This window comes from Mycobacterium sp. URHB0021 (assembly GCF_054057895.1).
Window position 1 is genome coordinate 6,474,211 of the sequence record NZ_JBSRZT010000002.1, and the last position, 25,157, is coordinate 6,499,367.

Here is a 25,157-nt window from a genome sequence, read left to right on the forward strand (position 1 = left end):
TCGAAACTGCGGGGAGATCGTGGAATCTCGTAAAATGACGATCTCCCCGCAGTTTCGGCGTACAACCAATCGCTGACGCCCGGGAGTTTGATCAGGTCGCAACCGGTAACCCGATCTTCATGCAAGGATCCAGTTCACGGTTGATCGCGGTGGTGGGGGTCGTCGTAGGGGCTGCGCTGGCCGCGGCCCTGGTGATGCCTGCGGCGCGTCACCTCGGCACTTCGGCGGGTTTGGTGTGGTCCGCGCTGATCCTCGGCTTACCCGTTCTCGTGGTGCTGATGTTGAGCGGACTCAGGTACTACGGGCCGCTGCGAAGCCTGGTGGTCGCCGTCGGCGTCACGCTCATCACCTGCGTTGTATCGCTGGTGATCGCAGCGTTCGTCTTCGCGTCGGCACTGAGTGGTTCCGTCACCTCATTCACACTGGCCGTCGTCCTGTTCGGCGCTCCGGCGCTGTCGGTACTGATCACCGGACTGCTCGCCCTACGCCTGGTGCCGCTGCCGTCCGTCGACTCGGCGTCGCGGGCATAGGTCGGTGAAACTAGCCGGCCATCCCCATGGACCTCGTCACCCGGTCGGGCTCCCGGTACGAGCGACCGGCCTGGAACCTCCAGATCGCGTGCTCGAGGTGCATCCGGTTGCCGCCGAGGCCGTCGGCCGCAGCGGCGATCAGCCGGGTCGCGATGGTGGGGGCAAGGCGCCTCGGTGAGACACCGATGGCCTCCGCGACATAACCCACGATCAGTCGGTCGGCGGGAACGTCAGGCACATGAGCCAGGCGCATCGCATACGACCAGGCCGCAGTGGACCCCGGGCCTAGCGCCGCGCGCCACGCCCGCCGCATCGGATGCAGTGAAGCCCCGTCCCGGCGTAGCTGGCTGACGTTGTGAACGCCGGACTCACTGAACACCTTTGCCGCGCGGCGAATTGCCGAGCCGGCCGCGGGGTCGACATCGCCCAGCTGATTTGTGGCCTGGCGCAATTCGTCCACACTGTCGGTGAAGGCGTCGTCACCGGACTGGCGCCGCCTTCGGCAGTACGCGTCGACGGCATCGGTGACGGCGGAGTAGTTCATGCGAAGAGCGAGCGCGGCATCGATGAGGCACAGCGCGAGCGAGTCGCGATAACCATCGGCCGCCTGCCAGAGGTACAGGCGGTAGAGGTCCCGCGCACAGGCTGCCTGCAGTGCACTGGCGTCTCTGCGGTCGACGGGTGTCACGGCCACAGTGCACCACGCAAAGGTGACCACTGCTTAGCCAAAAAGTGACGGGCAAAGCTGTACAAGCGCTACCCAAGGGCTTCACGCAGGCACCGCATATGCTGTTAGACAGGTGTTGATTACCATGGGCAGCATGCCCGAGTCGAGGCGACGGCTGTCGCCGGACGATCGACGCAACCAACTGCTGGCCCTCGGCGCCGAGGTGTTCGGCCAGCATCCGTACGACGAGGTCCGCATTGACGAGATCGCCGAACGGGCGGGCGTGTCGCGTGCGCTGATGTATCACTACTTCCCGGACAAGCGGGCGTTCTTCGCCGCCGTGGTGCGGGCGGAGGGTGAGCGGCTCTTCGAGGCCACCAACGCCCTGCCTGATCCGGGACAGAGTCTGTTCGAGCAACTGCGCACCGGCGTGCTCGCGTACCTGCACTACGACGAGGAACATCCACACGGCGCGTGGACCGCCTATATGGGCATGGGCCGCTCGGACCCCGTGCTGCGCGGTATCGAGGACATCGACAACGACCGCCAGGCCAACCGCATCATTGCCCGTCTCACCGACGCCGTCGGCGCCACTATGGACTCCAAGGTCGAACGCGACCTACGGATCACCATCTACGCCTGGCTCGCCTTCACGTTCGAGATGTGCCGGCAACGCCTGATAGATCCGTCGATCGACGCCGGCTACGTCGCCGACGCGTGTGCACAGACCCTGCTCGAGGCCGTCGGGCGGGTTCCGGGCATCCCTTCCGCTCTGGGCGAAGCGGTCAGGGCGCAGCGCCGCTGATATTTCCCGGATGGTCGGATATTTGTCGGAGTTGTCGGTGGCCGTTGGCACGATGGCTACGTGAGCACCAAACGGAGCGGCGGCAGTCAGGCGCAGGCCCTGGCGCGCTTCAGCCCGCTCACCAGGGAGTGGTTCACCGGCACCTTCGCCGCTCCCACCGCTGCGCAGGCCGAGGCATGGTCCGCCATCGCCGACGGCGCCAACACGCTGGTCATCGCCCCGACAGGGTCGGGTAAGACGCTGGCGGCCTTTCTATGGGCGATCGACCGCCTTGCCGCCGAACCTCGACCGGCCGCGGCGTCCAATACGCGGCTCGCCGCGGCGTCCAATACGCGGCTCGCCGCGGCTGGCACCCGGGTGCTGTACGTATCACCCCTCAAGGCCCTCGCCGTCGACGTCGAACGCAACCTGCGCACCCCGTTGACCGGCATCGCGCGCGTCGCCGAGCGCCGCGGCGTCTCGCCACCGCAGATCACCGTCGGTGTGCGGTCCGGCGACACTCCGCCGGCTCAGCGCCGGGAATTGATCAGCAGGCCGCCGGACATCCTGATCACCACGCCGGAGTCGCTGTTCCTGATGCTGACCTCGGCCGCGCGCGAGACGCTCGCCGAGGTCCAGACCGTCATCGTCGACGAGGTGCACGCGGTTGCGGCCACGAAGCGCGGGGCGCACCTGGCGCTGTCGCTCGAGCGGCTCGACCAGTTGCTCGAGACTCCCGCGCAGCGGATCGGGCTGTCGGCGACGGTCCGGCCGCCGGAGGAGGTCGGCAGGTTCCTGTCCGGTCAGGCCAGGACCTCAATCGTCGCGCCGCCGGCCGCCAAGACGTTCGATCTGTCGGTGCAGGTGCCGGTCCCCGATATGGCCGATCTCGAGAACAACACCATCTGGCCGGACGTCGAGGAACGCATCGTCGATCTGATCGAGGCGCACCGCTCGTCGATCGTGTTCGCAAATTCCCGGCGGCTCGCCGAGCGACTCACGTCACGGCTCAACGAGATTCACGCCGAACGCACCGGGGTCGAATTGCCCTCCGGTCCCAACAACCACGTCGGTGGCGGCTCCCCCGCACACATCATGGGCAGCGGCCAGGCATCGGGTGCACCGACACTTCTGGCCCGGGCCCATCACGGTTCGGTCAGCAAGGAACAGCGCGCCCTGGTCGAAGACGATCTGAAGACCGGCCGGCTGAAGGCCGTCGTCGCCACTTCCAGCTTGGAATTGGGCATCGACATGGGCGCGGTGGATCTGGTGATCCAGGTGGAGTCGCCGCCCTCCGTCGCCAGCGGTCTACAGCGCATCGGTCGCGCGGGCCACCGGGTCGGCGAGATATCCCAAGGCGTGTTGTTTCCCAAACACCGCACCGACCTCATCAGTTGTGCGGTCACGGTGCGTCGAATGCTCGCCGGCGAGATCGAGACCATGCGGGTGCCGACGAATCCGCTGGATGTACTGGCCCAGCACACGGTGGCCGCCTGCGCACTGGAGCCACTGGACGCCGACCGCTGGTTCGACGCCGTTCGCCGCAGTGCCCCGTTCGCCACGCTGCCACGCAGTGCGTTCGAGGCCACGCTGGATCTGTTGTCCGGCAAATATCCGTCCACCGAATTCGCCGAACTGCGTCCGAGGCTGGTCTACGACCGCGACACCGGCACTCTGACCGCCCGGCCCGGCGCGCAGCGACTGGCGGTGACTTCGGGCGGAGCCATTCCGGACCGCGGCCTGTTCACCGTATATCTGGCTCCCAGCGCCGACACCGAAAAGCCTTCGCGGGTCGGTGAACTCGACGAAGAGATGGTGTACGAGTCCCGCCCCGGGGATGTCATCTCGCTGGGCGCGACGAGTTGGCGGATCACCGAGATCACCCATGACCGGGTGCTCGTCGTGCCCGCCCCGGGGCAACCGGCGCGGCTGCCGTTCTGGCGTGGTGACGGTATTGGGCGCCCCGCCGAGCTCGGCGCCGCGGTCGGCGCATTCACCGGTGAACTGTCCCGCCTGGACCAGGACGGGTTCACCCACCGTTGCCGCACAATAGGTTTCGACCAGTTCGCCACCGACAACCTCTGGCGGCTGCTCGACGACCAGAGGCAAGCCACGGGCACCGTACCCACCGACACGACGTTCGTCGTCGAACGTTTCCGCGACGAACTCGGCGATTGGCGGGTGATCCTGCATTCGCCCTACGGGCTCCGGGTCCACGGCCCCCTCGCGCTGGCGGTTTCGCGCAGGCTGCGGGAACGGTACGACATCGACGAGAAGCCGACGGCCTCCGACGACGGCATCATCGTGCGACTGCCCGATACCGACGACACTCCTCCCGGCGCGGACCTGTTCGTCTTCGACGCCGACGAGATCGAGCCCATCGTCACCGCCGAAGTCGGCGGTTCGGCGCTGTTCGCATCGCGGTTCCGTGAATGCGCCGCGCGCGCCCTGTTGTTGCCACGCCGACATCCCGGTAAGCGGTCGCCGCTGTGGCACCAGCGACAGCGGGCCGCGCAGTTGCTCGATGTCGCGCGCAAGTACCCGGACTTTCCCATGGTGCTCGAGGCGGTCCGTGAATGTCTGCAGGACGTCTACGACGTGCCCGCGCTGACCGAACTCATGCGCCAGATCGCCCAACGGAAGCTTCGGGTGGTCGAAGTCGAGACCGCGACACCGTCCCCATTCGCAGCCTCACTGCTGTTCGGCTACATCGGTGCGTTCATGTACGAGGGCGACAGCCCGCTGGCCGAGCGACGGGCGGCCGCATTGTCGCTGGACAGCGTGCTGTTGGCCGAGTTGCTGGGCCGCGTCGAGCTACGTGAGTTGCTCGAACCGCAGGTGATCGCCTCCACCGTGCGCCAACTGCAACACCTCAGTGAGGACCGCCGGGCCCGCGACGCCGAGGGCATCGCCGACCTGCTGCGCGTGCTCGGACCGCTGACCGAACGCGAGATCACCGACCGCTGTACGACGGATGAGGTCGGCGGCTGGCTGGACAGCCTGTACACCGCCAAACGTGCGCTGACAGTCTCCTTCGCGGACCAAACCTGGTGGGTGGCAGTCGAAGACATTGGCCTGCTTCGCGACGGCGTCGGGGTCGCAGTCCCCGTCGGCGTGCCCGCCGCCTTCACCCAATCGGTCACCGATCCGCTCGCCGAACTGCTGGGCCGCTATGCGCGCACCCGCGGTCCGTTCACCACGCACGACGCCGCAGCGCGGTTCGGCCTCGGCCTACGCGTCTGCGCCGATATGCTGGGCCGGCTGGCGGTCGACGGCCGACTGATACGTGGCGAATTCACCGATTCCGCTTCTACCGGATCGCCGGGCCCGTCCGGCGCCGGTGACCAGTGGTGTGACGCCGACGTGCTCAGGATTCTGCGCCGTCGGTCATTGGCCGCGCTACGGGCGCAGGTGGAGCCGGTCAGCACCGCCGCATACGGCCGCTTCCTTCCCGCATGGCAGCAGGTCGGCTCCCATAACTCCGGGATCGACGGACTGGCCGCGGTGATCGAACAGGTGGCCGGTGTGCCGATCCCGGCGTCGGCGATCGAGCCGCTGGTGTTCGGCCAGCGTGTCCGCGACTACCAGCCGGCCATGCTCGACGAGCTGCTGGCGTCGGGCGAGGTCACCTGGTCGGGTTCGGGACAGATCGGTGGAGGCGACGGGTGGATCGCGTTCCACACCGCCGATTCGGCACCGCTGACGCTCGCGGCGCCGACCGCGACCGAACTCACCGAAACGCATCGCACGATCCTGGAAATCCTGGCTGGCGGTGGGGCGTACTTCTTCCGCCAGTTGGTCAGCGAGGCCGGCCCGGAAAGCCCCGAGCAGTTCAAACAGGCTTTATGGGAGTTGATTTGGGCCGGCAGGATCACCGGCGACACGTTCGCCCCGGTGCGGGCGATACTGACGGGCACCCGGCGATCGACGGGGGGCCGAGGGTCCCCCGCGCACCGGCAGCGTCAGCGGCCACCGCGACTCAGCCGCTACAGCGTCGCCCACGCGCAAGCCGCCCGCAGTTCCGATCCGGCCGTCGCGGGCCGGTGGTCGGTGCTGCCCACCGCGGAGCCGGAGTCGACCGTGCGCGCGCACTTTCAGGCCGAACTTCTGCTGAACCGTTACGGCGTCCTGACCAAGGGCGCGGTGGCGGCCGAGGAAGTACCCGGCGGATTCGCAATGCTCTACAAGGTGCTGACCGCGTTCGAAGACGCGGGACGGTGCCAGCGCGGGTATTTCGTCGAATCACTGGGTGGAGCGCAGTTCGCCGTGGCATCCACTGTGGACAGGCTGCGGTCCTACCTCGACGGTGTCGACCCGGACAGCCGCGAGTATCACGCCGTCGTGCTGGCCGCCGCAGATCCGGCCAACCCGTACGGCGCGGCCCTGCCGTGGCCCAGCCGAACGGCGGCCGACGATGACACGGTGCACCGGCCGGGACGCAAGGCCGGCGCGCTCGTGGCCCTGGTCGACGGCCACTTGGCGTGGTTCCTCGAGCGCGGCGGGCGTTCCCTGCTCAGCTTCACCGATGATCCCGACGCACACGCGGCGGCAGCGGCCGCGCTGGCCGATCAGGTCAGCAAGGGCCGGGTGGGATCGTTCCTGGTGGAAAAGGTCAACGGCGTACCTGTTCTGGAACCGGTCGCCGAGGGTGATCGCGCCGCTGTGCATGATGCGCTGATCGCCGCGGGATTCGCCCGCACACCGCGCGGTCTGCGGCTACGTTGAGCTGAAGTCCGCTGAGATCCAACCGTTGGGCCCCATGGGATCACCGAATGTAATGCCATGGCGGCAATTCAGCCGACCGCGCGCCGCCTGGTTACACTCGGTGACCCGGCGGGCCGCCGGACGGCGACAGACCCTCGCCCTACAGTGATGACATGGCGTTGTCCACCGCGTTGACGGCGATGTTCGGCATCGAGCATCCCGTCGTGCTCGCCCCGATGGGCGGCGTGGCCGGCGGTGCGCTTGCGGCCGCCGTATCCGAGGGCGGGGGCCTCGGGCTCATCGGCGCCGGGCGCGGGGATCCCGAGTGGCTCGATCGCGAATATGCGAGGGTGCGGGCGACATCGAAACCCTGGGGCGTCGGTTTCCTGTCCTGGGGAGTCGGCCCGCAGGCCATCGAATCGGCGATCGAACAGTCACCCGCGGTGATCGCGTTGTCGTTCGGAGATCCGACCCCGTTCGCCGCGACCATCCGTTCCGCAGGCATCCCGCTCATGGTGCAGGTCACCTCGATGGAGGAGGCAAGAGTCGCTCTGGAGGTCGGAGCGAATATCGTTGTGGCGCAAGGATCTGAGGCGGGCGGCCACGGCGGCGGCCGGGCCACCCTGCCGTTCGTCCCCGCCGTCGTCGACCTGGCCGGAGGCATTCCGGTGCTGGCCGCCGGCGGCATTGCCGACGGCCGAGGGCTGGCTGCCGCACTGGTTCTGGGTGCGGCCGGAGCGATGATCGGGACCCGGTTCGAAGCGACCAACGACGCGCTGATCACCGCCGCGGAAGCCAAGGCGATCACGGCCGCGGCGGCAAGTGACACCACGCGCGGCCGCGCCATCGACGTGGCGGCCGGTGCGGACTGGCCCGACCGCTACCCCGCCCGGACACTTCGGAACCAGTTCACCGATGCCTGGCAGGGCCGAGAACTCGAGCTCCAGACGGATGCGACGGCACTGGCGGCGTATCGCGCTGGAGTCGACCGCGGCGATCCCGACTATGCGCCGATCTGGGCGGGTGAATCCGTCGACCTCATCACCGAGCTGGACGCCGCGAGCGCGCTCGTCGCACGCATTGCCGAGCAGGCTGAACATGCGATCGCCGCCGCGCGGAACATGACCCGTTGAGAGCGCGTTGGCGCATTGCGCGGTCTCATTGCGCTGTAGTGCCGTAGGCCTTCTTGATCAGGTCAACGTATTCCTTCGGGGAATGCATGATCTTCTTGACGTTGTCTGCGACTTCTTGGCCGGTGGCGAAAGAGATTGGCCTGCGCGCTTTTTTCGCGGCGGCGTCGTAGTCGGGATCGGTGACTACCTTCTGAAATGCGTTGCGTAGGAGTTCGAGCAATTCAGGACGCATGCCGGGTGGTCCGGCGATGGTACGGCCGCTCTCGATGAGTTCAGAGTGGCTGTAGGCCAGAGCCTTTTGGTCATCGGCCACGACATCGACGAGCGTGGGAGTATCGGCGAGCAATTTGTATCCGTCCTTGCTGCCCACGGTCAGCAGCGGTATCGCGTCGCCGGATTTCAGTGCTGACTCCTGGCTGCCATAGGAACGAGAATGTAGGTCAACAACTTTGGACAAGATGCCCAAGTATGCTTCATTGCTGGTCGAGTAGCCGGTGACGACTTTGCTGTCGAGGCCGAGCAGATTCTGCAGGACTACTCCGTCGATGTATTCGTTGGATCCAGGACCGGTGGCGGCGAACCGTACTGGCGGATTGCCCTCCTTTGCCATGACGTCTGTCCACGACTTGTATCCGCTGTCTTTGGCGGTAAGCACCACGTCCGGCTCGGAGCTGAGGCGACCGATATAGGAAAACTCTTCGGCGTTGTAACGGACGCCGGGAGATTGTGCCAGCGCGCTGCCCAAGTGCCCGGGAGTGTTGAACAGAGCGATTGTGGTGCCGTCAGGCTCTGCCTTCCACACCTCATTCGTCGCCAGAACTCCGCCGGCGCCAGGCTTATTCAGCACAATGACAGTAGCGTGCAGCTCGGCACCCAGCTTGGGCGCCAGCTGACGAGCGTAGGCGTCATATCCGCCGCCGGGGGCGAACGGCACGATCAACTCGATGGTCTCGCCTGCCAGGCTCGGGGGGCCATCGGTGGAGGTCGCGTTGTGTCCGCAGGCTGTGGCGGTCACGAGTATCGCGATGAACGCGGCGACACGGCGCAGTAGGTGCAACGTGGATCCTTTTGTGCACGTGATTGGCTTCATAGTCCCGACAGACCGAACAGGCCCTCAGGCACCGGCAGTTTCAACGCATATCCGAATAGCCCGTACAGCGCGGCGGTGAGCACGATCGCGTAGATCACCGAGAATCGCCATGACGACCTCGCCTGGAACTTCAGATAACCGGTAGTGAAAAGCAGGGACGTGACGTAGAGGCCGAGCACGTAGAGGCTGATGAAGAAGGCAGCAAAGCAGGCCAGCGACACGAGCCAATCCCGCAGGCTCAACGAAGCGAAGAACGCCCGCTCGGACTCTGCCTGATCGGCGCCCAGCTCATCACCTTCACCAGTCAGGCCCGACGCTTCGGTGGTCTCCGACTGGCGTGCGAGGGTACTTCCGGTACTTCCGGCCGTTTTGCGCTGACCCAGGATTGATCGCGCGAGGAAGGCGGCGGAGAGCACAGCCCCGATTCCGGTGGCCAGCTTGGGAAACAGTGCGGCGATTGCCTCCCACTGCAGCGCGTTGACAAAGGCCGCGATGAAGATGATGAGCAGGGCCGCGCTGATGATGACGTCGCCCCAGTCGATCGCCGCGTTTCTCGGCCCGGTGGTTGGGTGCGGCGCCCGCGGTGGCGCTTCGTCGTCGGGAACACCGTTTGGCACAGACGATTGATCAGGTGCAGGGCCGGCTGACGCGTTGGCCGATGCGACGGTGTCGGCGGTTGTCGCGCTATGGGATTCGGTGTTGTGGGTCATGCCGGGACGCCTGCTTCCACCTTCGTTTGAGCCGGGGTTTTTGGTTTGCGCAAAGCGCGCATGACCTGCGAGACCACCAGCAGAAGCGCGACGGCGATGATGACGATCACGGATGGTTTCGACAGCCAGGTCCAGTCGTAGAGCGAATGGGACAACGTGAAATATCGCTCGAGTATCTCGCCGAGGACCAGGCCGAGGAGCAGCGGCACCCGTGGCCAGTCCCATCGAACCGTGATGACGCCAATTGCCAAGAACACCAACATTACCAAGACATTGGAGAAGCTATTGGATTCGGAGTAGGCGCCCAGGGTGAGGACGAGAATCAGGAAAGGAACCAGCACCCGGCCGTTGACTCGAGTCAAGTGAGTCAGTGGGCGCAACAGTACATAGCCGAGCGCGACGGCGGTCAGTGTCGACAGGACCACGATCCAGGCCATGGACAGGGTTACGTCAAGATCGCTTGTGAGCATGGACGGTCCGGGGTCGAGGCCAAGGATGACGAAGGCGCCCAGCAGTACGGCCATCGAGACCGAACTCGGGACACCGAAGGCGATCGTCGGTACCAAGGCTCCGCCGTCCTTTGCCGTACTTGTTGCCCCGGCGGCGATCACGCCCTCGATCGAGCCGCGACCGAATTGCTCCGGCCGCTTCGAGGTCTGCTTGGCGTGCCCGTAAGCAATGAATTGAGCCATCGAGCCGCCCAGACCCGGCACCATGCCGACCGCGGATCCGATTGCGCTGGCGCGAAGGACAAGAAACCAGTGCCGCAACGTGTCGAGGACTCCCATCCTGATTCCGCCTAGCTCGGGCCGGCCGAGGTGACGGGTCTGGTTGTCCTTATCGAGCATGATCTGGAGCAATTCGGCTCCACCCAGCAAGCCGACGACGACAGGCACGATTCCGACGCCGTCCCACAGCTCCAGCGAGCCGAAGGTGTAGCGAGGAATCCCGGTGTTGGGGTCAAGTCCGATCAATGCCAGAAGGACACCAAGGCTGGCCATTATGGTGCCTTTGAACATGTTCTTGCCTGATAGCGAGGCGATGAACGCCAGCCCGAGCAGGCCAATCGCGAACAATTCGGGCGGCCCGATCTTGAGCACCAGCGGTCGCATGACCGGGATGAGCAGGGTCAGGACCGTGACACCGAATACAGCTCCGATCGCGGAGCTGGCCAGCGCCGCCCCCAGAGCTCGACCGGCCTGGCCCTTCTTGTTGAGGGGGAACCCGTCGAGCACCATTGCCGCCGCGCTGGCCTCCCCGGGAATGCCGAACAACACCGACGTGAAGTCGCCGGCGATGGCGCACACCACATACATCCCCAACAGCAGGGCGAACGCCGGGACGGGATGCATGCCGAAGGTGACGGGAATGAGCAGGGCGATGGTCACGGCACCGCCCAGCCCGGGGAGGATCCCGACGACGAAACCGATGAGGACGCCGAGCACGAGCATCATCAGCGACTCGGGGGCGACCACCAGCGCGAAGGCGTTTCCCAACTGCTCTAACAAGGAGCCATCTCCAGTCCCGGCACCCGCGCCGAACTTAGGCTTTCACCTTGCAGAGAATATTTCTGCAATTGGCTGGTGACTGTACCCTGGGTCACATAGGGTGTCAACGCGTGGTACGCGGCACGATTTGGGCCTTGTCGCTACGTGAAATGTGCTGTTGTACCGGCAGAACGAGCCGGGTGCGACGTCCGGATGCCACGGTTCAGGCCTTCGCGGCTTCTGTCGCTTTCGAGCACTGATCAGCTTGCGGTGAGCCACTCGAACTAGACGTATGACTTTACTTCCTGCTATACAGAATCACATTCTTTAGGGCGACAAGGCCAATGGAGTTGCAGATGGAATTGCGCGTGGGTGTGGTCGGCCTCGGGCCGATGGGCAAGGCATTGGCGGGGGCGCTCATCGCAGCCGGCCACGACCTGACCGTGTGGGATCGCGACACCGAGAAGGTGGCGACGACCGCGATGATCGGCGCATCCACCGCAGTCAACGCACGCCAGGTCGGCAGCGAGAGCGACGTGGTATTCACGACGCTGCCCGACCGCGACGCCGTTGTTGAGGTCGCCCTCGATGCGGGCACCGGAATCCTGGCCGGTCTAAACGAGGGTGCGTTGATGATCGACATGACCACGGCGGATCCCGGTCTGGCTCACCTACTCGGCCGCGCGTTCATTGCGGCAGGCAGACGGTTCGTCGACGCGCCGGTATCGGGAAAAGCCCCACGGATGAGCGTCCTGATAGGCGCAAGCCGGGCAGAGATCGACGACGACACCGCCGCACTGCTCGCCGATGTCGCTTCCACCGTCGTCTACTGCGGCGCACTCGGTCACGGATACGCCGCGAAACTGGTCAACCAGCACGTCAAATACGGCTGGTACCTGGCATCAGCCGAGGCACTGCTCATCGCCCAGCGTTACGGCTTGGACCCGGCCACTGCGGTCGAAGCTGTCTTGGCCTCCAGCGGCTCAGACCGCGGATTTCGTGACGCGGCAGCGTATTTCCTCGACGACAGCACCGAGATCAAGAAGCACGCCAACGTACGTACCATCGCCAAAGACATGCGGCTGGCCGCCGAGCTGGCGGACACGCTCGACATCAACAGTCCCACCCTCACAGAACTGAAGAACTTCTTCGACACAGCCGTCGACAGCCCTTATGCCGCAGTCCCATTCCCCGCCAGCATCGCCCTGCTCGAAAAACTATGCGTCAGGCAGGGCGCCACAAACTCCCAGGAGAAGCTGTGAAGCACGACGCCATCGGAGCCTCTGAGCTGAACGGTTCGACCGCAACCTCCGACGAAGGCGCAGCCGGAATCGACGACGGCCACGCTGATTTGGTAGTGAAATTAGCTGAGGCGTGCCGAATCTTGGCCCACGCCGGCCTGGCCGAAGACATCCTCGGTCATGTGAGCGCTCGCGCGCCGCGCGCCGACTCTGTGCTGGTGCGCTCACGAAGCTCCCATGAACGCGGGCTGCTGTTCACCACACCGGAGGACATCCACGAAATCGGTGCTGACTCAGAGAACCTGCCGCGCGGCTACCGGCGGCCCAACGAGTTTCCGATCCACAGCCGAGTGCTGCGGGCAAGACCCGATATTTCCGCGGTGGTGCATGTTCACCCGCCCGCGGTGGTGGCGTGTGACCTGGCCGGCCTGCCGTTGCGACCCATCGTCGGCGCCTACAACATTCCCGCAATGCGGATGGCCAGCGACGGATTCCCGATCTATCCCCGCAGCGTGCTCATCAACACCGACGACCTCGGCGACGCCGTCGCCGACACCCTCGGTGACCGGCCGGTGTGCATTTTGCGAGGCCACGGCATCGTCACAGTAGGCGACAGCATCGAGCAAGCCGTCGTCCGTGCTCTCAACATCGAGATCCTGGCCCGCATGACCCTGGCGGCGGGCCAGCGCGGAACCATCCCGCCGGAGCTACCGCCCGAAGACATCGCCGCCATGCCCGATCTGGGCACGATGTTCAACGACGTTTACGTCTGGCAGCACCACCGGTCGCGATTGGAGCTGGCCGGCTTGGATCTGCCGAGGTAGCCGCGGTGCCACCGCAGAACACCACGCCCGTGGGGATTGGCGACGACCCCCTGCCAACCGCGCTGGGCGGCGATCGACGTCTGAGCGTGGGCGCCACCCTGTTGTTCTGCACTGCCCTGGGCATGGTCGGTGTCAGTGCGCCCCTGGCGGCGCTACACGTCGGCATCTCGGCAACCGTCATCGGAGTCCTCGTCGCACTGGCCGGGGTATCGCAGATGGCCGCCCGGCTGTGCATGGGCCGACTATTGCGTCGGTTCCCCGATAAATGGTTCGTGGTGCTGGCCGCACTCGCGCTCGCCACATCGTGTGCTCTGTTGGTTTTCAGCACAGAAATCTGGGCTTTCGTTGCCTCCCAACTACTTCAGGGTTTGGCTCGAGCGCTGTTCTGGACGGGCAGTCAGACTCACGCCGTGCGAGCGTGGCCTACCTCCGTCGGCGGGCTGGCGGTGATCAACGTGGCCAATGGGACGGGATCGCTGGTGGGACCGGCACTTGCCGGGCTGCTAGCCGCGGGATCGCTGACTCTGTCGCTTGCGATAGCTGGGGTCACCGGAATCCTCGCACTCGCGCCGGCAGCGCTGTTGACCCGCCTAACGCCCTTCCCGACGGCGCACAAAGATCGGCGGACCGGCTCGCTGCAGATCTGGCGGCGACCCGGCGTCGGTGCCGCATGTGCGATGACGGCGGGCGGAGGGGCTTGGCGCGGACTGATGAACTCCTATGTACCCGTCATCCTCGCCAACGCCGGTCACGCCGCTCCCGTTATCGGTGTACTCGTCACGGTTGGCAACATCGCCGCCCTTGGCGGCAGTGCAAGCTCGAAGTTGGTGCACACAGCGGGTTTACGCACTTCCGTCCTGGCGGGGCTGCTGCCCACTGGACTCGGCATAGCGCTGACCGGTGTACTCCCGGGCGCCGTTGCGATGGTCGCCGTCGCCCTCGCGATCGCAGGAATCGGCGCAGGGATCCTCCAGACCATGGGCCCGGCCCTCGCGGCGGACTCGGTGCAGCCCGAGGAGCGCGGCGACGCAATCGCATCCAACGGAACATTCCGCGCTGCGACACTGCTCATCGCTCCGCTCGGGGTAGGGGCCATGGTCCTCGCGTTGCCGATCGGAGTTGCCCTCGGCATTGCCGGGGCGCTGATGCTCCTACCAGCAGTCGTTGTGGCTCGAAAAAACCCGTCGGTCACTGCCGCGGAATCACCCAGGGAAGGACACTGACATGCGCATCACCTCCGACGTGCACCTGTGCCAGGGTTACGGCAACTGCATCGCCGCCGACCCGGAACATTTCGACCTCGACGACGACGGACTCGTGGTGGTGCTGCGAGATTCTGTTACGGACGACGAGAAGGAAAGCGCCGCCGCGGCGGTGCGCAGTTGCCCCGTCGCTGCGCTGGGGATGGTCGATGACGGTGCGTGAGCGGGTCGTTATCGTTGGCTCCTCGGTCGGCGGTATCCGAACCGGACAAGCCTTGCGGTCCGGTGGATTCGATGGCGACGTCTTGGTCATCGGCGCTGAACCCGTCGAACCCTACGACAAGCCACCGCTATCCAAGGAATTCCTGACCGGGCAGAAATCACCCGAGCAATTCGCCCTCCTCAACGAGGATGGTTGGCACGGCGCCGGACTCGAACCGGTGCTGGGTCATGCGGCGATTGCACTCGACTGCGCAGCCAAGAAGGTGACGTTGGACTCCGGGCAACAGATCGCCTATGACCGCGTCGTCATCGCCACCGGCGCTCGGCCGAAAACCCTATTCGACGCCGACGGCGAACCGCTCGGGCACACCATCCGAGATCTTGACGAGAGCGAGGCACTGAAGCAAGCGATGCAGCGCGGCGGTCATGTCGTGGTCATCGGGTCTGGCTTCATCGGCTGCGAGGTCGCCTCTACTGCCCGCCAACTGGATTGTGCGGCAACCATCATCGATATTGCGGCGGTGCCACTGGCTACGGCGGTCGGCGATGAAGTGGGCGCACTGCTGGGCGCTCTGCATGGCGATGGCGGGACAACGGTGTTGGCAGGCACCAGAGTCGACACTGTGCGCCGATCTGGTGGCACCGGTGCACGAATCACCCTGGCCGGCGGCCGCGTGATCGATGCTGATGTCCTGGTCGCCGGGATCGGCGTGACACCCAACACCGATTGGCTCGTCGGCTCGACCCTGACCATCGACGACGGCGTGCGCACCGACGAATACTGCCGGGTCATAGGCGCCGGCGACGTGTACGCCGTCGGCGACGTCGCCAATTGGCACGACCTGTCTATTGGGCGAGCGCGCCGTGTTGGTCACTGGACGAATGCCGTCGACCAAGCAAACATCGTGGCTCACAACATCATCCACCCCGATCAGCCTCGCGAGTACCACGCAGCACCCTATTTTTGGTCGGACCAGTACGGCAGCAAGATTCAGATGGTCGGTCACGTTGAATCGACCGACACCGTGGAGGTGCACGCGTTCGAGATCGCGGGCCGCCGATCCGTGGCGGCGCTGTTCTCCCGACAACACCGGCTCAGCGCCGCGATCACACTGGGTTGGCCCCGGGCAATGGCTGCGCTGCGCAGACACTGGCGACAGCACACAGTCGTCGAGGACGTGCTCAACGAGCTTCAGAACATGGCCGACAAATCAACGCAGCGCCAGATCGCGGCATCAGGCTGACGCCATGAAGTTTCTCTTCGCACAGAAAGGATCCATCAGATGACAATGAGTCACCCCAATGCCGGGTCATACCCCGCGGGAGCATCCGCGCGGGAGCTCGTCGATGCGGCCGGCGGAACCATCAGCCGCGAAATCTTTGTCAACGCAGAATATTTCGAACGCGAAATGAACTACCTGTTCCCGCGGGCATGGCTGTTCGTCGGACACGCGAGTCAGATTCCCAATCCCGGCGACTACTTCTCGTCCTGGATGGGTTCAGACCCGGTACTGCTCACGCGAGATGACGCCGGCGACATCCACGTACTGCTCAATTCGTGCCGCCACCGCGGCATGCGAGTGTGCCGGTACGACGAGGGCAACACCATGCAATTCACCTGCCCGTATCACGCCTGGTCGTATTCGATCGACGGCTCGCTGGTAGACACACCCGGCGACCTGTTCGGCGTGCCGCACATGAAGGCCGCCTATGGAGGCAAGCTCGAGAAGCACCAATGGGGGCTGGTCCACTGCCCCAAGATCAAAAACTACAAGGGCCTCGTCTTCGCCAGCTGGGACGAAAACGCCGAAGATTTCGAAACCTATGTCGGCGAATTTCATCACTGGCTGGACAATCTCGCCGATGCATTCGACGGAACCGAGGCGGGCACCGAGGTCTTCCACGGCGTCCTGAAGTGGCGAATCAAGTCGAACTGGAAGTTCGTCGCCGAGAACTTCCTCGGCGACACCTACCACGGCGCGTCAACGCACGCATCGGTCGAAGCCGTCGGTATCGGACCGGGCGGCCGCGGCAATCGACGCCACGGCGAACGCCAGGACCAAGGCGGACATTCCAAAGGCCGGATGAAAACTTCGTTCCGGATGGGCCACGGCGCCTCAGACAACCTCGGATACGAAATCGCCTACCCCGAGTTCGCCGAACCCGAAATGACCGAGTACTTCACCCGAGCATGGGACACCCGCGCCGAGAAACTGCGCGCCGAGGGCCGGCTGCTGGGCGGCCGCGGCCCGGCCACCATGTTTCCCAACATGTCCTTCGCAGCCGGCTTCCCCCGGAGCATCCTTGTCGCTCACCCCATCAGCGCCACCGAGACCGAGGTGTGGCGGTGGTTCCTGGTCGACAAAACCGCGCCGAAATTTGTGCGGCAATGGCTGCGCCGTTACTACATGCGGTATGCCGGACCCGGCGGCATGACCGAACAAGACGACATGGAGAACTGGGATTACGCGACGCAAGCCAGCCGCGGCGTCGTCGCGCGCCGATACGCCTACAACTACCAGCAAGGCCTCAACGCCGAGCAGCTCTCCGAACTCGACCGCGCGGTGCATTCAAACCACGCCATCGCCGGCGAAGTCAACGCCAGGGCGTTCTACCGCCGGTGGGCGGAATACGTCGACAACCTCTCGGCAGAAGAACTCACCCGGCTCGCCGCGCACGACGACCGAATCGACGCGATCCTGCGGCGTGAGACCGGCAAGGCTGCCGACGCGCAATCCGTGAAAGGGGCATGACAGCCATGACTGACACCGATCAGATAGTCAGCGACTCCCCAGCCGGCCAGTCCAGCCAGCCGAAAGGGCTCGAAAGGTATCTGCTGCTCGCAGAGGTATCGGAATTCCTATATCGGGAGGCCGACCTGCTCGACGAGCGCCGTTACACCGAGTGGCTCGATCTGCTCGCCGATGACTTCACCTACTGCATGCCGCTGCGCCTCAATGTGCCCTACGCGGACGCCGACACCAAGAGCGAGACAAAGTCCGGTGAAGACGTGTGCTGGTTTGACGAGCCGAAAGACACGGTCGAGCTGCGGGTGACGCAGTTGCAGACCGGGTTGCACTGGGCAGAGGAACCGGTATCGCGCGTAGCCCACCTGATCACCAACATCAGGATCGACGAGGTCAACGGCGACGAGGTACGGCTATCCAGCAGATTCCTGGTATACCGCAACCGGGTGGCCGACGAAACGGACATCCTCGTCGGCCGACGCGAAGACACTGTGCGTAGGGATCCGGCTAAAGGCTGGAAGGTGGTGCGCCGATATGTTCTGTTGGACCAAACTGTTCTGCTCGCCAAGAATCTGTCCATCTTCATTTAGGTTGTGGACGTGAGCGTCAAGGCAGGCCGCCGGGCGGAGATGGCAGGGGGCGCCGAGTTGCCCGTGGGATCCGAGGAAAAGAGCCAGCCGACCTATCCGATCACGTCGGTCGACAATGCGCTGCGGCTCATGCTGATGTTCAAAGACCACAGCCGTATCCGGCTCTCCGACGCCGCCAAAGCCCTCGGTGTATCGACGTCGACTGCACATCGCCTACTCGCGATGCTGCAATTCAGGGGCTTCGTCCGACAGGAAGACAACACCCGCACCTACGTTCCGGGACCTGCATTCGTCGACATCGGATTGGCCGCGGTGCGCAACATGGACATCCGCGCCCACGCCCGGCCTATTCTCGCCGACCTCGCGATGAAGCTTGGGGAAACGGTGCACCTCGCCCAGCTTGAAGGAACCAACGTTCGGTACCTGCTTGGCGCTGAGGGTGAAGAGGCGTTGCGGGTCGCTGACCGCACAGGCCAAGTTGTGCCCGCGCACACCAGCGCGACCGGACGCGTCCTGCTGGCCGACCTCCCCGCGAATGTGCTCGAGTCGATACTGCGCGGGCTCGAAACGCAGGATGTGGACATCCCCGCATTACGCAAAGAACTCGAGCAGGTCCGCGACCGAGGCTACGCCCTCAACTATCGGTCCGACAACGTCATCTCAATGGCTACTCCGGTTCGGAACCGTGACGACGTCACCGTTGCCGCTATCAACGCGGTTGGTCCTGCTGACCGAATGCAGCCACGCGATCATCTCCGGGTAGCCCGTCAACTCCACGCTGCTGCAGCGCATCTCGAGGATGTATTACGCTCTGCGCCACCGGGATAACGCCTGCCGTCGCGATCCGTGCCGTGCTGATCAATGTGTGCCGATCTGGTCGACCTCCAGTACTGCACTCGTCTAATCTGTGCGCCATATTCTTGTATCGATGTCATACGGCAACCAGGAGAACTACTCGGCTGTGGACTCTGTCGCTGAAGCTGATTCAATGAGCTATGCCTGAGGGCGATACCGTCTGGCACACGGCTGCCATCCTGCGCGACGCACTCGTCGGCAAGACGCTGACCCGGTGCGATGTCCGGGTGCCGCGCTACGCCGCCGTCGACCTCACCGGCCACATGGTCGACGAAGTCGTCAGCCGCGGTAAGCACCTGTTCATCCGCGTCGGCGAGGCCAGCATCCATTCGCATCTTAAGATGGAGGGCAGCTGGAAGGTCAACCCCGTCGATAAGCCGAGCCGCGCCGGTTATCGGATACGAATCATTCTGGAAACCGCCGATATTCAGGCCGCAGGCATCGATCTCGGGGTGTTGGAGGTGCTGGAGCGGGAGCGCGACATGGAGGTGGTCGCCCATCTCGGGCCGGACCTACTCGGTGACGACTGGGACCCGCGAACCGCCGTCGCCAACCTCACCGCCGACCCGGACCGTCCGCTGTCCGAGGCCCTCCTCGACCAGCGAGTGCTGGCCGGCGTTGGAAACGTGTACTGCAACGAGCTGTGCTTCATCACCGGTCACCTCCCGACAGCGCCCGTCCGCGATATCAAGGATCCGCTGCGGATGGTACAGCGGGCACGCGATATGTTGTGGCTCAACCGCTCCCGCTGGAACCGAACGACAACCGGGAACACCCGAAGCGGCCAAGACCTCTGGGTCTACGGCCGCATCGGGAGACCCTGCCGGCGGTGCGGAACACCCGTCCGGTCAAACGACAGCGGCGACCGGATCATGTACTGGTGCCCGGTCTGTCAGACCTAGCCCGGCAGCGCCAGCTTGACGATCTTGCGCACCACCGTCGCGAACTGCCGCGGCAGCGACCCACTGTTGTACGGAACGCCGTAACGATCGCAGATCTCCTGGACCTTGGGCGCGATCTCCGCGTGCCGGAAGGCCGGGATGTCGGGGAACAAATGGTGCTCGATCTGGAACGACAGGTTGCCGCTCAGGATGTGAAACAGCTTGCCGCCGGTGAGGTTCGCCGAGCCCAGGACCTGACGGAAATACCACATGCCACGGGTCTCCGCCTTCGTCTCCTCGATGGTGAATTCCTGGACGTCCTCGGGAAAGTGGCCGCAGAAAATGATCATGTACGACCAGACGTTGCGGATCAGGTTCGCGGTCATATTCCCCGTGAACACCCACGGCGCGAAAGGTCCGGCCAGCAACGGGAAAGCCACGTAGTCCTTGAGTGTCTGGCGCTTGGTCTTGCGCCAGATGCCTTCGAGGATCTCGCGCTTGTCCGCGATCGTGATCTCTCCGGTGCGGATCCGCTCGGTCTCCAATTCGTGTAGCGCAACACCGTACTGGAACAACACCATCAGCAGAAACGCATAGACCGGGTTGCCCAGGAAATACGGGCTCCACTTCTGATCCTCGCTCATCCGAAGGATGCCGTAGCCGATGTCGCGGTCCATCCCGACGATGTTCGTGTAGGTGTGGTGCATGTAGTTGTGGGAATGGCGCCACTGGTCCGCCGGGCAAGCGGTGTCCCATTCGAACTTCTTGCTCGACAACGCCGGATCGCCGGTCCAGTCGTACTGGCCGTGCATGACGTTGTGCCCGATCTCCATGTTGTCGAGGATCTTCGACAGGCCCAGCATTGCGGTGCCGGCGAGCCAGCACGGCGGGAATATCCCGCCGAACAGCAGAGCACGGCCGCCAATCTCGAGGCCGCGCTGCGCCTTGATGATTCGCCGGATGTAGGTGGTGTCCCGCTCCCCGAGGTCGGCGATCACACGCTCCTTGAGGGCGTCGAGTTCGCGGCCGAACGCCTCGGCCCGCTCGGGCGTCATCCTGACGGTCTTGCCGCCGACGGTCTTCTCGATGGCCTGCGGCTGGGCGGCCGCCGGCTCGGCGGTGGTGGTGAGGGTTTCGGTGGTTTCGGAAGTCTCAGAGGTCTCAGAGGTCACAGTCATGTCGCCGAACTCCTTTCGATTGATTTACAGGGCCAGGTCGACATCGCCGACGGGAACGGACACGCAAATCTGCACGTCCTCCCCGTCAGCACTCGACACTGCTCCGGTGATGAGATTGCGCACCGCGCCACGGGTCTTGCGGCGGGTGCAGCTGTGGCAGATGCCCATCCGGCATCCGCTCTCGGGTGTCAGCCCAGCGGCTTCGGCCTGCTCGAGCAGCGGTCGGCCGTCATCGGTGATCTGGACGCCGCTGTCGGCGAAAGTGACGGCGCCGCCGGATGCCTCGGCGGGCACGTCGAACACGGGTGGGACGAAGCTTTCGGAGCTCACATTGGCGCTGTGTGCCCGGACGTCGTCGACGAGTTCGGGCGGACCGCAGACGAAGACGGCATCCGGTTCGGGCATCGCGGACGCGAGGTGCTGGGCACCGAAGCGGCCGACCAGGTCAGAACCGCCCGGGGCACGGGTATAGCCGTGCAGTACCCGCACGCCCGGCATCGCGTCGAGCTCGCGGCGATAACACGCCTCCTCGGAGCTGCGCGCGTAGTGCACGAACGCCACCTCGCCGGTGAAGCCCTCGGCCCGCAATGTGCGAAGCATGGACATCACCGGGGTGATCCCGCTGCCGCCGGAGATCAGCAAGATGCGCCGGGGGCGCGCGGTCGGCAGGGTGAAGCCGCCACCGACCGAGTCCAGGCCGAGCACCATCCCGGGGCGGGCCTGGTCGTAGAGATAGCGCGACACCACTCCGCCGTCGTGCAGGCCGATCGTCAGCTCGATGTAGGGCGAGCCCTCGGCACTGGCCGGCGAGTAGGGACGGGTGCGGCGACGGCCGTCGATCTCGACCGTCAGGTTGATGTGCTGCCCGGCCTTGAAGCCGGTGAACGCATGATTGGGCTCCAAGGTCAGAGTGACGCTGCGCGGGGTTTGCCGCCGCACCGCGATCACCTTCGCGCGGGCGTCTCCAACGGTCCAGGTCGGGTCGACGAGCTCCGTATACCGGTCGACGCCGTGCGGCCCGGTGAGCAGATCGACCAGCGGTGACCGGAGCACCCGCCGCGTCAATGTTTCAGTGAACATATGTACACTCTGCGACCGCTGGAAGCAGTCCGTCAACCCGTTCAAGCAGGTTGTGGTATGTTTCACACAGTGAACAGTCGTACGCCTAGTTCACGAACGGGTCGATCGAGCCGTTCGGGGAGGTCACGATCCCGCGAGGGCTCCCGCGAGACGTCTCGGGAGACGCTCTCCCGCGAAGAACGCAAGGAAGCCACGCGCCGCGCCATAGTTGCTGCCGCACTGCGACTCTTGGAAGACCGCAGCTTCGCTGCCCTCAGTTTGCGGGAGGTCACCCGGGAGGCTGGAATCGTGCCTGCGGCGTTCTACCGCCATTTCGAATCCATGGAAGCGCTCGGTCTGGTCCTCATCGACGAGTCTTTTCGCGCACTCCGGGACATGCTGCGCAGTGCGCGCGCGGCCAGGCTCGATCCGAGTCGGGTGATCGAGTCGTCGGTCGACATTCTCATCGAAGGCGTCAACGACCGTCGCGAGCACTGGCGCTTCATCGGACGTGAGCGCTCCAGCGGGGTGACCGTGCTGCGCTACGCCATTCGCACGGAGATTCGGTTGATCACCTCCGAGCTGGCGATCGACTTGGCCCGTTTTCCCGGACTGACGACGTGGAGCAGCGAGGACCTCAACATTCTCGCCAGCCTGTTCGTGAACGCGATGATCGTCATCGCGGAGGCCATCGAGGACGCCCACGATCCGCTCTCTCTCGAGGACATCAAGAGGACCGCCATCAAGCAGCTTCGGATGATCGTCGTCGGCGTGACCGGCTGGCGCACCACGGTCTGAGACATCGCGGCGGCTAGCGTGAGGCTCATGTCGCATCTCGAGCTGACCTTTCCGCGCCCCGACATCGCCGTTCTCACGCTCAACAGGCCGGAGAAGCTCAACGCGCTGTCCTAAGAACTGGTCGAAGACCTGCACGCCGCGCTCGGCAGCGTCGCCGGCAACAACGAGTGCCGGGCAGTCGTGCTGACCGGCGCGGGGCGGGGGTTCTGCTCTGGCCTGGTTGACCGCTCCCAACCCCACTGAGGCGGGCGGCGGAACAGAACTCCCGCGGTCGGGTATGCGCTGGCAGGAACGGACCGCGGAGCTCACCGCGCGGATTCACCGTCTCCGGCAGCCGGTCATCGCAGCGGTGACCGGTCCCGCCGACGGCGGCGGCTTCGGGATCGCCCTCGCGTGCGACATCCGGATCGCCTCGGACTCCGCGCGGTTTCTGCACACAATTCATCAAGCTGGGTCTCGGCGGCTGCGATATCGGCGTGAGCTACACCTTGCCCCGGATCATCGGCGCAGGACCTGCGTTCGACCTGATACTCACCGCACGGGCGGTGGACGCCGACGAGGCACTGCGGCTCGGCCTCGTCTCGCGGCTGGTGGGCGAGTCTTCGGTGCTCGACGAGGCGTTGGCGATCGCCGAGACTTTGTGCAGTTACGGGAAATTCGGAGTGAAATCGACCAAGCAGGTGCTGTGGGCGAATCTCGACGCATCGAGCCTGGAATCGGCATTGCACCTGGAGAACCGCAGCCAGATCTTCGCGTGCCCCAGTGGCGAGATGGTCGAGGCTAGCGAGGCGTTCCGCCGCCGTCCACGATGATGACCTGTCCAGTCATGTAGCTCCCCGCGTCAGACGTCAAAAGCAATGCTGCACCGACCATCTCGTCAGGCGTCGCGAGTCGTTTCATCAGTGTCCCAGCGACCATGTGGTCGATGGCGTCCTGCGGATTCTTGCGCATCATGTCGGTGTCGACCGGGCCCGGCGCCAACGCATTGACCCGGATGCCGAACGAGACGAACTCCGCTGCCATCGACCGGGTGTAGGACATCAGCGCGGCCTTGGCACCCGCGTACATCGTCAGCATCGGCGCGAAGAGGAAAGCACCCGTCGAGACCAAGTTGAGCACCGCGGCGTGGTCACTGTCCTTCAAGTGGGGCAGCGCCTCCTGCACCAGGAACAGTGGGCCGCGCAGGTTGACCGCGTACGCCTTGTCCCACGCTTCAGGGGTCATCTGGCCCAGTGGCTGCGCCAGGGCGTTCGCGGCGTTGTTCACGAGTACATCGAGGCCACCGAACTCATCGACCGTCCGCCCCACGAGGGCGCCGAGCGAGTCGACGTCGGCGAGATGGGTGGGTACGCCGATGGCCTTGCCGCCCAGACCGCGTAGATGCTTAGCGGCCTCTTCACACGCATCGGGTTTGCGGCTTGCCACCACTACGCGAGCGCCCGCAAGAACGTAGGCCTCGGCAAGTGTCAGGCCGATGCCCCTGGTTCCGCCCGTGACGAGGACAGTGCGTTCGGTCATGTCGAACAACCGGTCAAACGATGTGCGGTCCACGCCGTCAGTCAAACAGATCGCGGCGGGACGCCACGTATTCCGCAACGGATTGGGCCGGTTGGCCGGTGATCCGCTCAACGTCGTCGGTGGACCGGTTGTACCGGCCTTCGCGGTGCAGACGCGCCATGGTGGCGATGTGCTGCTGGACGTGCTCCGGCAGTCCGATGGGTTCGAGTACCTCTCGGCGCCACACGTCGTAGGGCTGGTCCTCGGCGGTGATCGGCCGCTCGAGCGCACGGCTGTACTGCTCGGCCAGGCCATGGAGGTCGAGGACTTGGGGCCCGGTCAGGTCATAGACAGAGCCGATGCGCCCGGCCGGGTCGCGAAGCAGGGTGGTCACGACGCGCGCCACATCGGCGGCCGCGATCGGCGACGTGCTGCCGCCGCCGAAGGGCAAGGCAAGTACGTCGCGGTCTTTGATAGTGCGCGCCGCCAAGACGGTGAACAGTGGGTTCTCAGCGAAAACCGTTGGGCGAATATGTATCACGGGTAGCCGGGACCAATTCAGCACATGCTCGGCAAGGTAATGCAGTCGATGCTGATTGGATTCGCCGGTACTCGTCAGCGTCATCTGGGACACCGTCATCTGCGACATGTTGACGATCACCTCGAGGTGACCCTGCTCCAGAGCCGCCGCACACACTTCGGCGGTGGCCAGCAAGTAATCCGCGGACACGCTCATGCTGAAAAACATCCGCGTCACACCGGTGATCGCTTCGTCGATGTCGCGGGCACGGGTCAGATCACCCACGAAGACGTCGGCGCCCAGCGCCCGCAGCGCGTCGGCGCGGTCGTCGTCGCGGTGGACCATCGCCCGCACCGGTGCACCGCCATCGAGCAGCGACTCGACGACCACGCGACTGACGCCCCCGACTCCTCCGCCGGCACCGGTGATCAAGTACAC

22 protein-coding genes and 1 pseudogene are annotated in these 25,157 nt (G+C 65.1%); 15 read left to right on the top strand and 8 right to left on the bottom strand.

What is annotated here, in order from left to right; genetic code table 11:
• The first annotated feature begins 119 nt into the window (after window positions 1-119).
• Window positions 120-530, top strand: coding sequence for a hypothetical protein (locus ACVWWN_RS34005; protein ID WP_457147768.1), 411 nt, complete (start codon window positions 120-122; stop codon window positions 528-530).
• 10 nt (window positions 531-540) lie between these two features.
• Here ACVWWN_RS34005 and ACVWWN_RS34010 read toward each other — a convergent pair whose 3' ends face one another.
• A complete protein-coding gene (locus tag ACVWWN_RS34010; RefSeq protein WP_457147769.1) occupies window positions 541-1,218 on the bottom strand; it encodes a hypothetical protein in 678 nt (225 codons plus the stop codon).
• A 133-nt stretch (window positions 1,219-1,351) separates the two neighbouring features.
• On the opposite strand from ACVWWN_RS34010, the gene ACVWWN_RS34015 reads away from it, so the two are divergent.
• The 3 genes from ACVWWN_RS34015 to ACVWWN_RS34025 all read left to right on the top strand — a co-directional run bounded on the left by ACVWWN_RS34015 (window position 1,352) and on the right by ACVWWN_RS34025 (window position 7,818).
• Window positions 1,352-2,002, top strand: coding sequence for a TetR/AcrR family transcriptional regulator (locus ACVWWN_RS34015; protein WP_457147770.1), 651 nt, complete (start codon window positions 1,352-1,354; stop codon window positions 2,000-2,002).
• A gap of 60 nt (window positions 2,003-2,062) precedes the next feature.
• Window positions 2,063-6,706: an ATP-dependent helicase gene (locus ACVWWN_RS34020; protein WP_457147771.1), complete on the top strand. Its 4,644-nt coding sequence runs from the start codon at window positions 2,063-2,065 to the stop codon at window positions 6,704-6,706.
• A gap of 152 nt (window positions 6,707-6,858) precedes the next feature.
• Window positions 6,859-7,818, top strand: a complete 960-nt coding sequence (locus ACVWWN_RS34025; protein ID WP_457147772.1) for an NAD(P)H-dependent flavin oxidoreductase — start codon at window positions 6,859-6,861, stop codon at window positions 7,816-7,818.
• A 25-nt stretch (window positions 7,819-7,843) separates the two neighbouring features.
• Here the strand turns inward: ACVWWN_RS34025 and ACVWWN_RS34030 are convergent, their stop codons facing one another.
• The 3 genes from ACVWWN_RS34030 to ACVWWN_RS34040 all read right to left on the bottom strand — a co-directional run bounded on the left by ACVWWN_RS34030 (window position 7,844) and on the right by ACVWWN_RS34040 (window position 11,126).
• The gene (locus ACVWWN_RS34030; protein WP_457147773.1) at window positions 7,844-8,833 is read right to left on the bottom strand and encodes a Bug family tripartite tricarboxylate transporter substrate binding protein; all 990 of its coding nucleotides are present in this window, start codon (window positions 8,831-8,833) and stop codon (window positions 7,844-7,846) included.
• A 71-nt stretch (window positions 8,834-8,904) separates the two neighbouring features.
• Entirely contained in the window at window positions 8,905-9,525 is a 621-nt protein-coding gene (locus ACVWWN_RS34035) for a tripartite tricarboxylate transporter TctB family protein (RefSeq protein ID WP_457147774.1), read from the bottom strand.
• A gap of 89 nt (window positions 9,526-9,614) precedes the next feature.
• On the bottom strand, window positions 9,615-11,126 hold the full coding sequence (locus ACVWWN_RS34040; RefSeq protein WP_457147775.1) for a tripartite tricarboxylate transporter permease: 1,512 nt from the start codon (window positions 11,124-11,126) through the stop codon (window positions 9,615-9,617).
• 335 nt (window positions 11,127-11,461) lie between these two features.
• On the opposite strand from ACVWWN_RS34040, the gene ACVWWN_RS34045 reads away from it, so the two are divergent.
• The 9 genes from ACVWWN_RS34045 (at window position 11,462) to nei2 (ending at window position 19,688) form a co-directional block, all read left to right on the top strand.
• Window positions 11,462-12,367, top strand: coding sequence for an NAD(P)-dependent oxidoreductase (locus ACVWWN_RS34045; protein WP_457147776.1), 906 nt, complete (start codon window positions 11,462-11,464; stop codon window positions 12,365-12,367).
• A complete protein-coding gene (locus ACVWWN_RS34050) occupies window positions 12,364-13,170 on the top strand; it encodes a class II aldolase/adducin family protein (protein ID WP_457147777.1) in 807 nt (268 codons plus the stop codon). Before ACVWWN_RS34045 ends, ACVWWN_RS34050 begins: the two co-directional genes overlap by 4 nt.
• 5 nt (window positions 13,171-13,175) lie before the next feature.
• Complete coding sequence (locus tag ACVWWN_RS34055; RefSeq protein ID WP_457147778.1) at window positions 13,176-14,393, top strand: MFS transporter; 1,218 nt, start codon at window positions 13,176-13,178, stop codon at window positions 14,391-14,393.
• A 1-nt stretch (window position 14,394) separates the two neighbouring features.
• Window positions 14,395-14,595, top strand: coding sequence for a ferredoxin (locus ACVWWN_RS34060; RefSeq protein WP_457147779.1), 201 nt, complete (start codon window positions 14,395-14,397; stop codon window positions 14,593-14,595).
• On the top strand, window positions 14,582-15,838 hold the full coding sequence (locus tag ACVWWN_RS34065; protein WP_457147780.1) for an NAD(P)/FAD-dependent oxidoreductase: 1,257 nt from the start codon (window positions 14,582-14,584) through the stop codon (window positions 15,836-15,838). Before ACVWWN_RS34060 ends, ACVWWN_RS34065 begins: the two co-directional genes overlap by 14 nt.
• Before the next feature lie 39 nt (window positions 15,839-15,877).
• Entirely contained in the window at window positions 15,878-17,347 is a 1,470-nt protein-coding gene (locus ACVWWN_RS34070; protein ID WP_457147781.1) for a Rieske 2Fe-2S domain-containing protein, read from the top strand.
• Between the two features lie 5 nt (window positions 17,348-17,352).
• Window positions 17,353-17,931: a 3-phenylpropionate/cinnamic acid dioxygenase subunit beta gene (locus ACVWWN_RS34075; protein WP_457147782.1), complete on the top strand. Its 579-nt coding sequence runs from the start codon at window positions 17,353-17,355 to the stop codon at window positions 17,929-17,931.
• A gap of 9 nt (window positions 17,932-17,940) precedes the next feature.
• A complete protein-coding gene (locus ACVWWN_RS34080) occupies window positions 17,941-18,759 on the top strand; it encodes an IclR family transcriptional regulator (protein ID WP_457147783.1) in 819 nt (272 codons plus the stop codon).
• A gap of 167 nt (window positions 18,760-18,926) precedes the next feature.
• Window positions 18,927-19,688, top strand: coding sequence for an endonuclease VIII Nei2 (gene nei2, locus ACVWWN_RS34085; protein ID WP_457147784.1), 762 nt, complete (start codon window positions 18,927-18,929; stop codon window positions 19,686-19,688).
• Here the strand turns inward: nei2 and ACVWWN_RS34090 are convergent.
• Entirely contained in the window at window positions 19,685-20,845 is a 1,161-nt protein-coding gene (locus ACVWWN_RS34090) for a fatty acid desaturase family protein (RefSeq protein ID WP_457147785.1), read from the bottom strand. The genes nei2 and ACVWWN_RS34090 overlap by 4 nt on opposite strands.
• 24 nt (window positions 20,846-20,869) lie before the next feature.
• Window positions 20,870-21,925 (bottom strand): ferredoxin reductase, encoded by a 1,056-nt coding sequence (locus ACVWWN_RS34095; RefSeq protein ID WP_457147786.1) that lies wholly within the window; start codon window positions 21,923-21,925, stop codon window positions 20,870-20,872.
• A 69-nt stretch (window positions 21,926-21,994) separates the two neighbouring features.
• Between ACVWWN_RS34095 and ACVWWN_RS34100 the strand changes: the two genes are divergently transcribed.
• Together ACVWWN_RS34100 and ACVWWN_RS34105 are read left to right on the top strand one after the other, a co-directional pair.
• The gene (locus ACVWWN_RS34100; RefSeq protein WP_457147787.1) at window positions 21,995-22,702 is read left to right on the top strand and encodes a TetR family transcriptional regulator; all 708 of its coding nucleotides are present in this window, start codon (window positions 21,995-21,997) and stop codon (window positions 22,700-22,702) included.
• A 27-nt stretch (window positions 22,703-22,729) separates the two neighbouring features.
• A pseudogene (locus tag ACVWWN_RS34105) lies at window positions 22,730-23,514 on the top strand (enoyl-CoA hydratase/isomerase family protein).
• Here ACVWWN_RS34105 and ACVWWN_RS34110 read toward each other — a convergent pair.
• Both ACVWWN_RS34110 and ACVWWN_RS34115 read right to left on the bottom strand, forming a co-directional pair.
• The gene (locus tag ACVWWN_RS34110; protein ID WP_457147788.1) at window positions 23,483-24,253 is read right to left on the bottom strand and encodes an SDR family NAD(P)-dependent oxidoreductase; all 771 of its coding nucleotides are present in this window, start codon (window positions 24,251-24,253) and stop codon (window positions 23,483-23,485) included. The pseudogene ACVWWN_RS34105 and the gene ACVWWN_RS34110 sit on opposite strands and share 32 nt — an antisense overlap.
• A gap of 4 nt (window positions 24,254-24,257) precedes the next feature.
• Complete coding sequence (locus tag ACVWWN_RS34115; RefSeq protein ID WP_457147789.1) at window positions 24,258-25,157, bottom strand: NAD(P)H-binding protein; 900 nt, start codon at window positions 25,155-25,157, stop codon at window positions 24,258-24,260.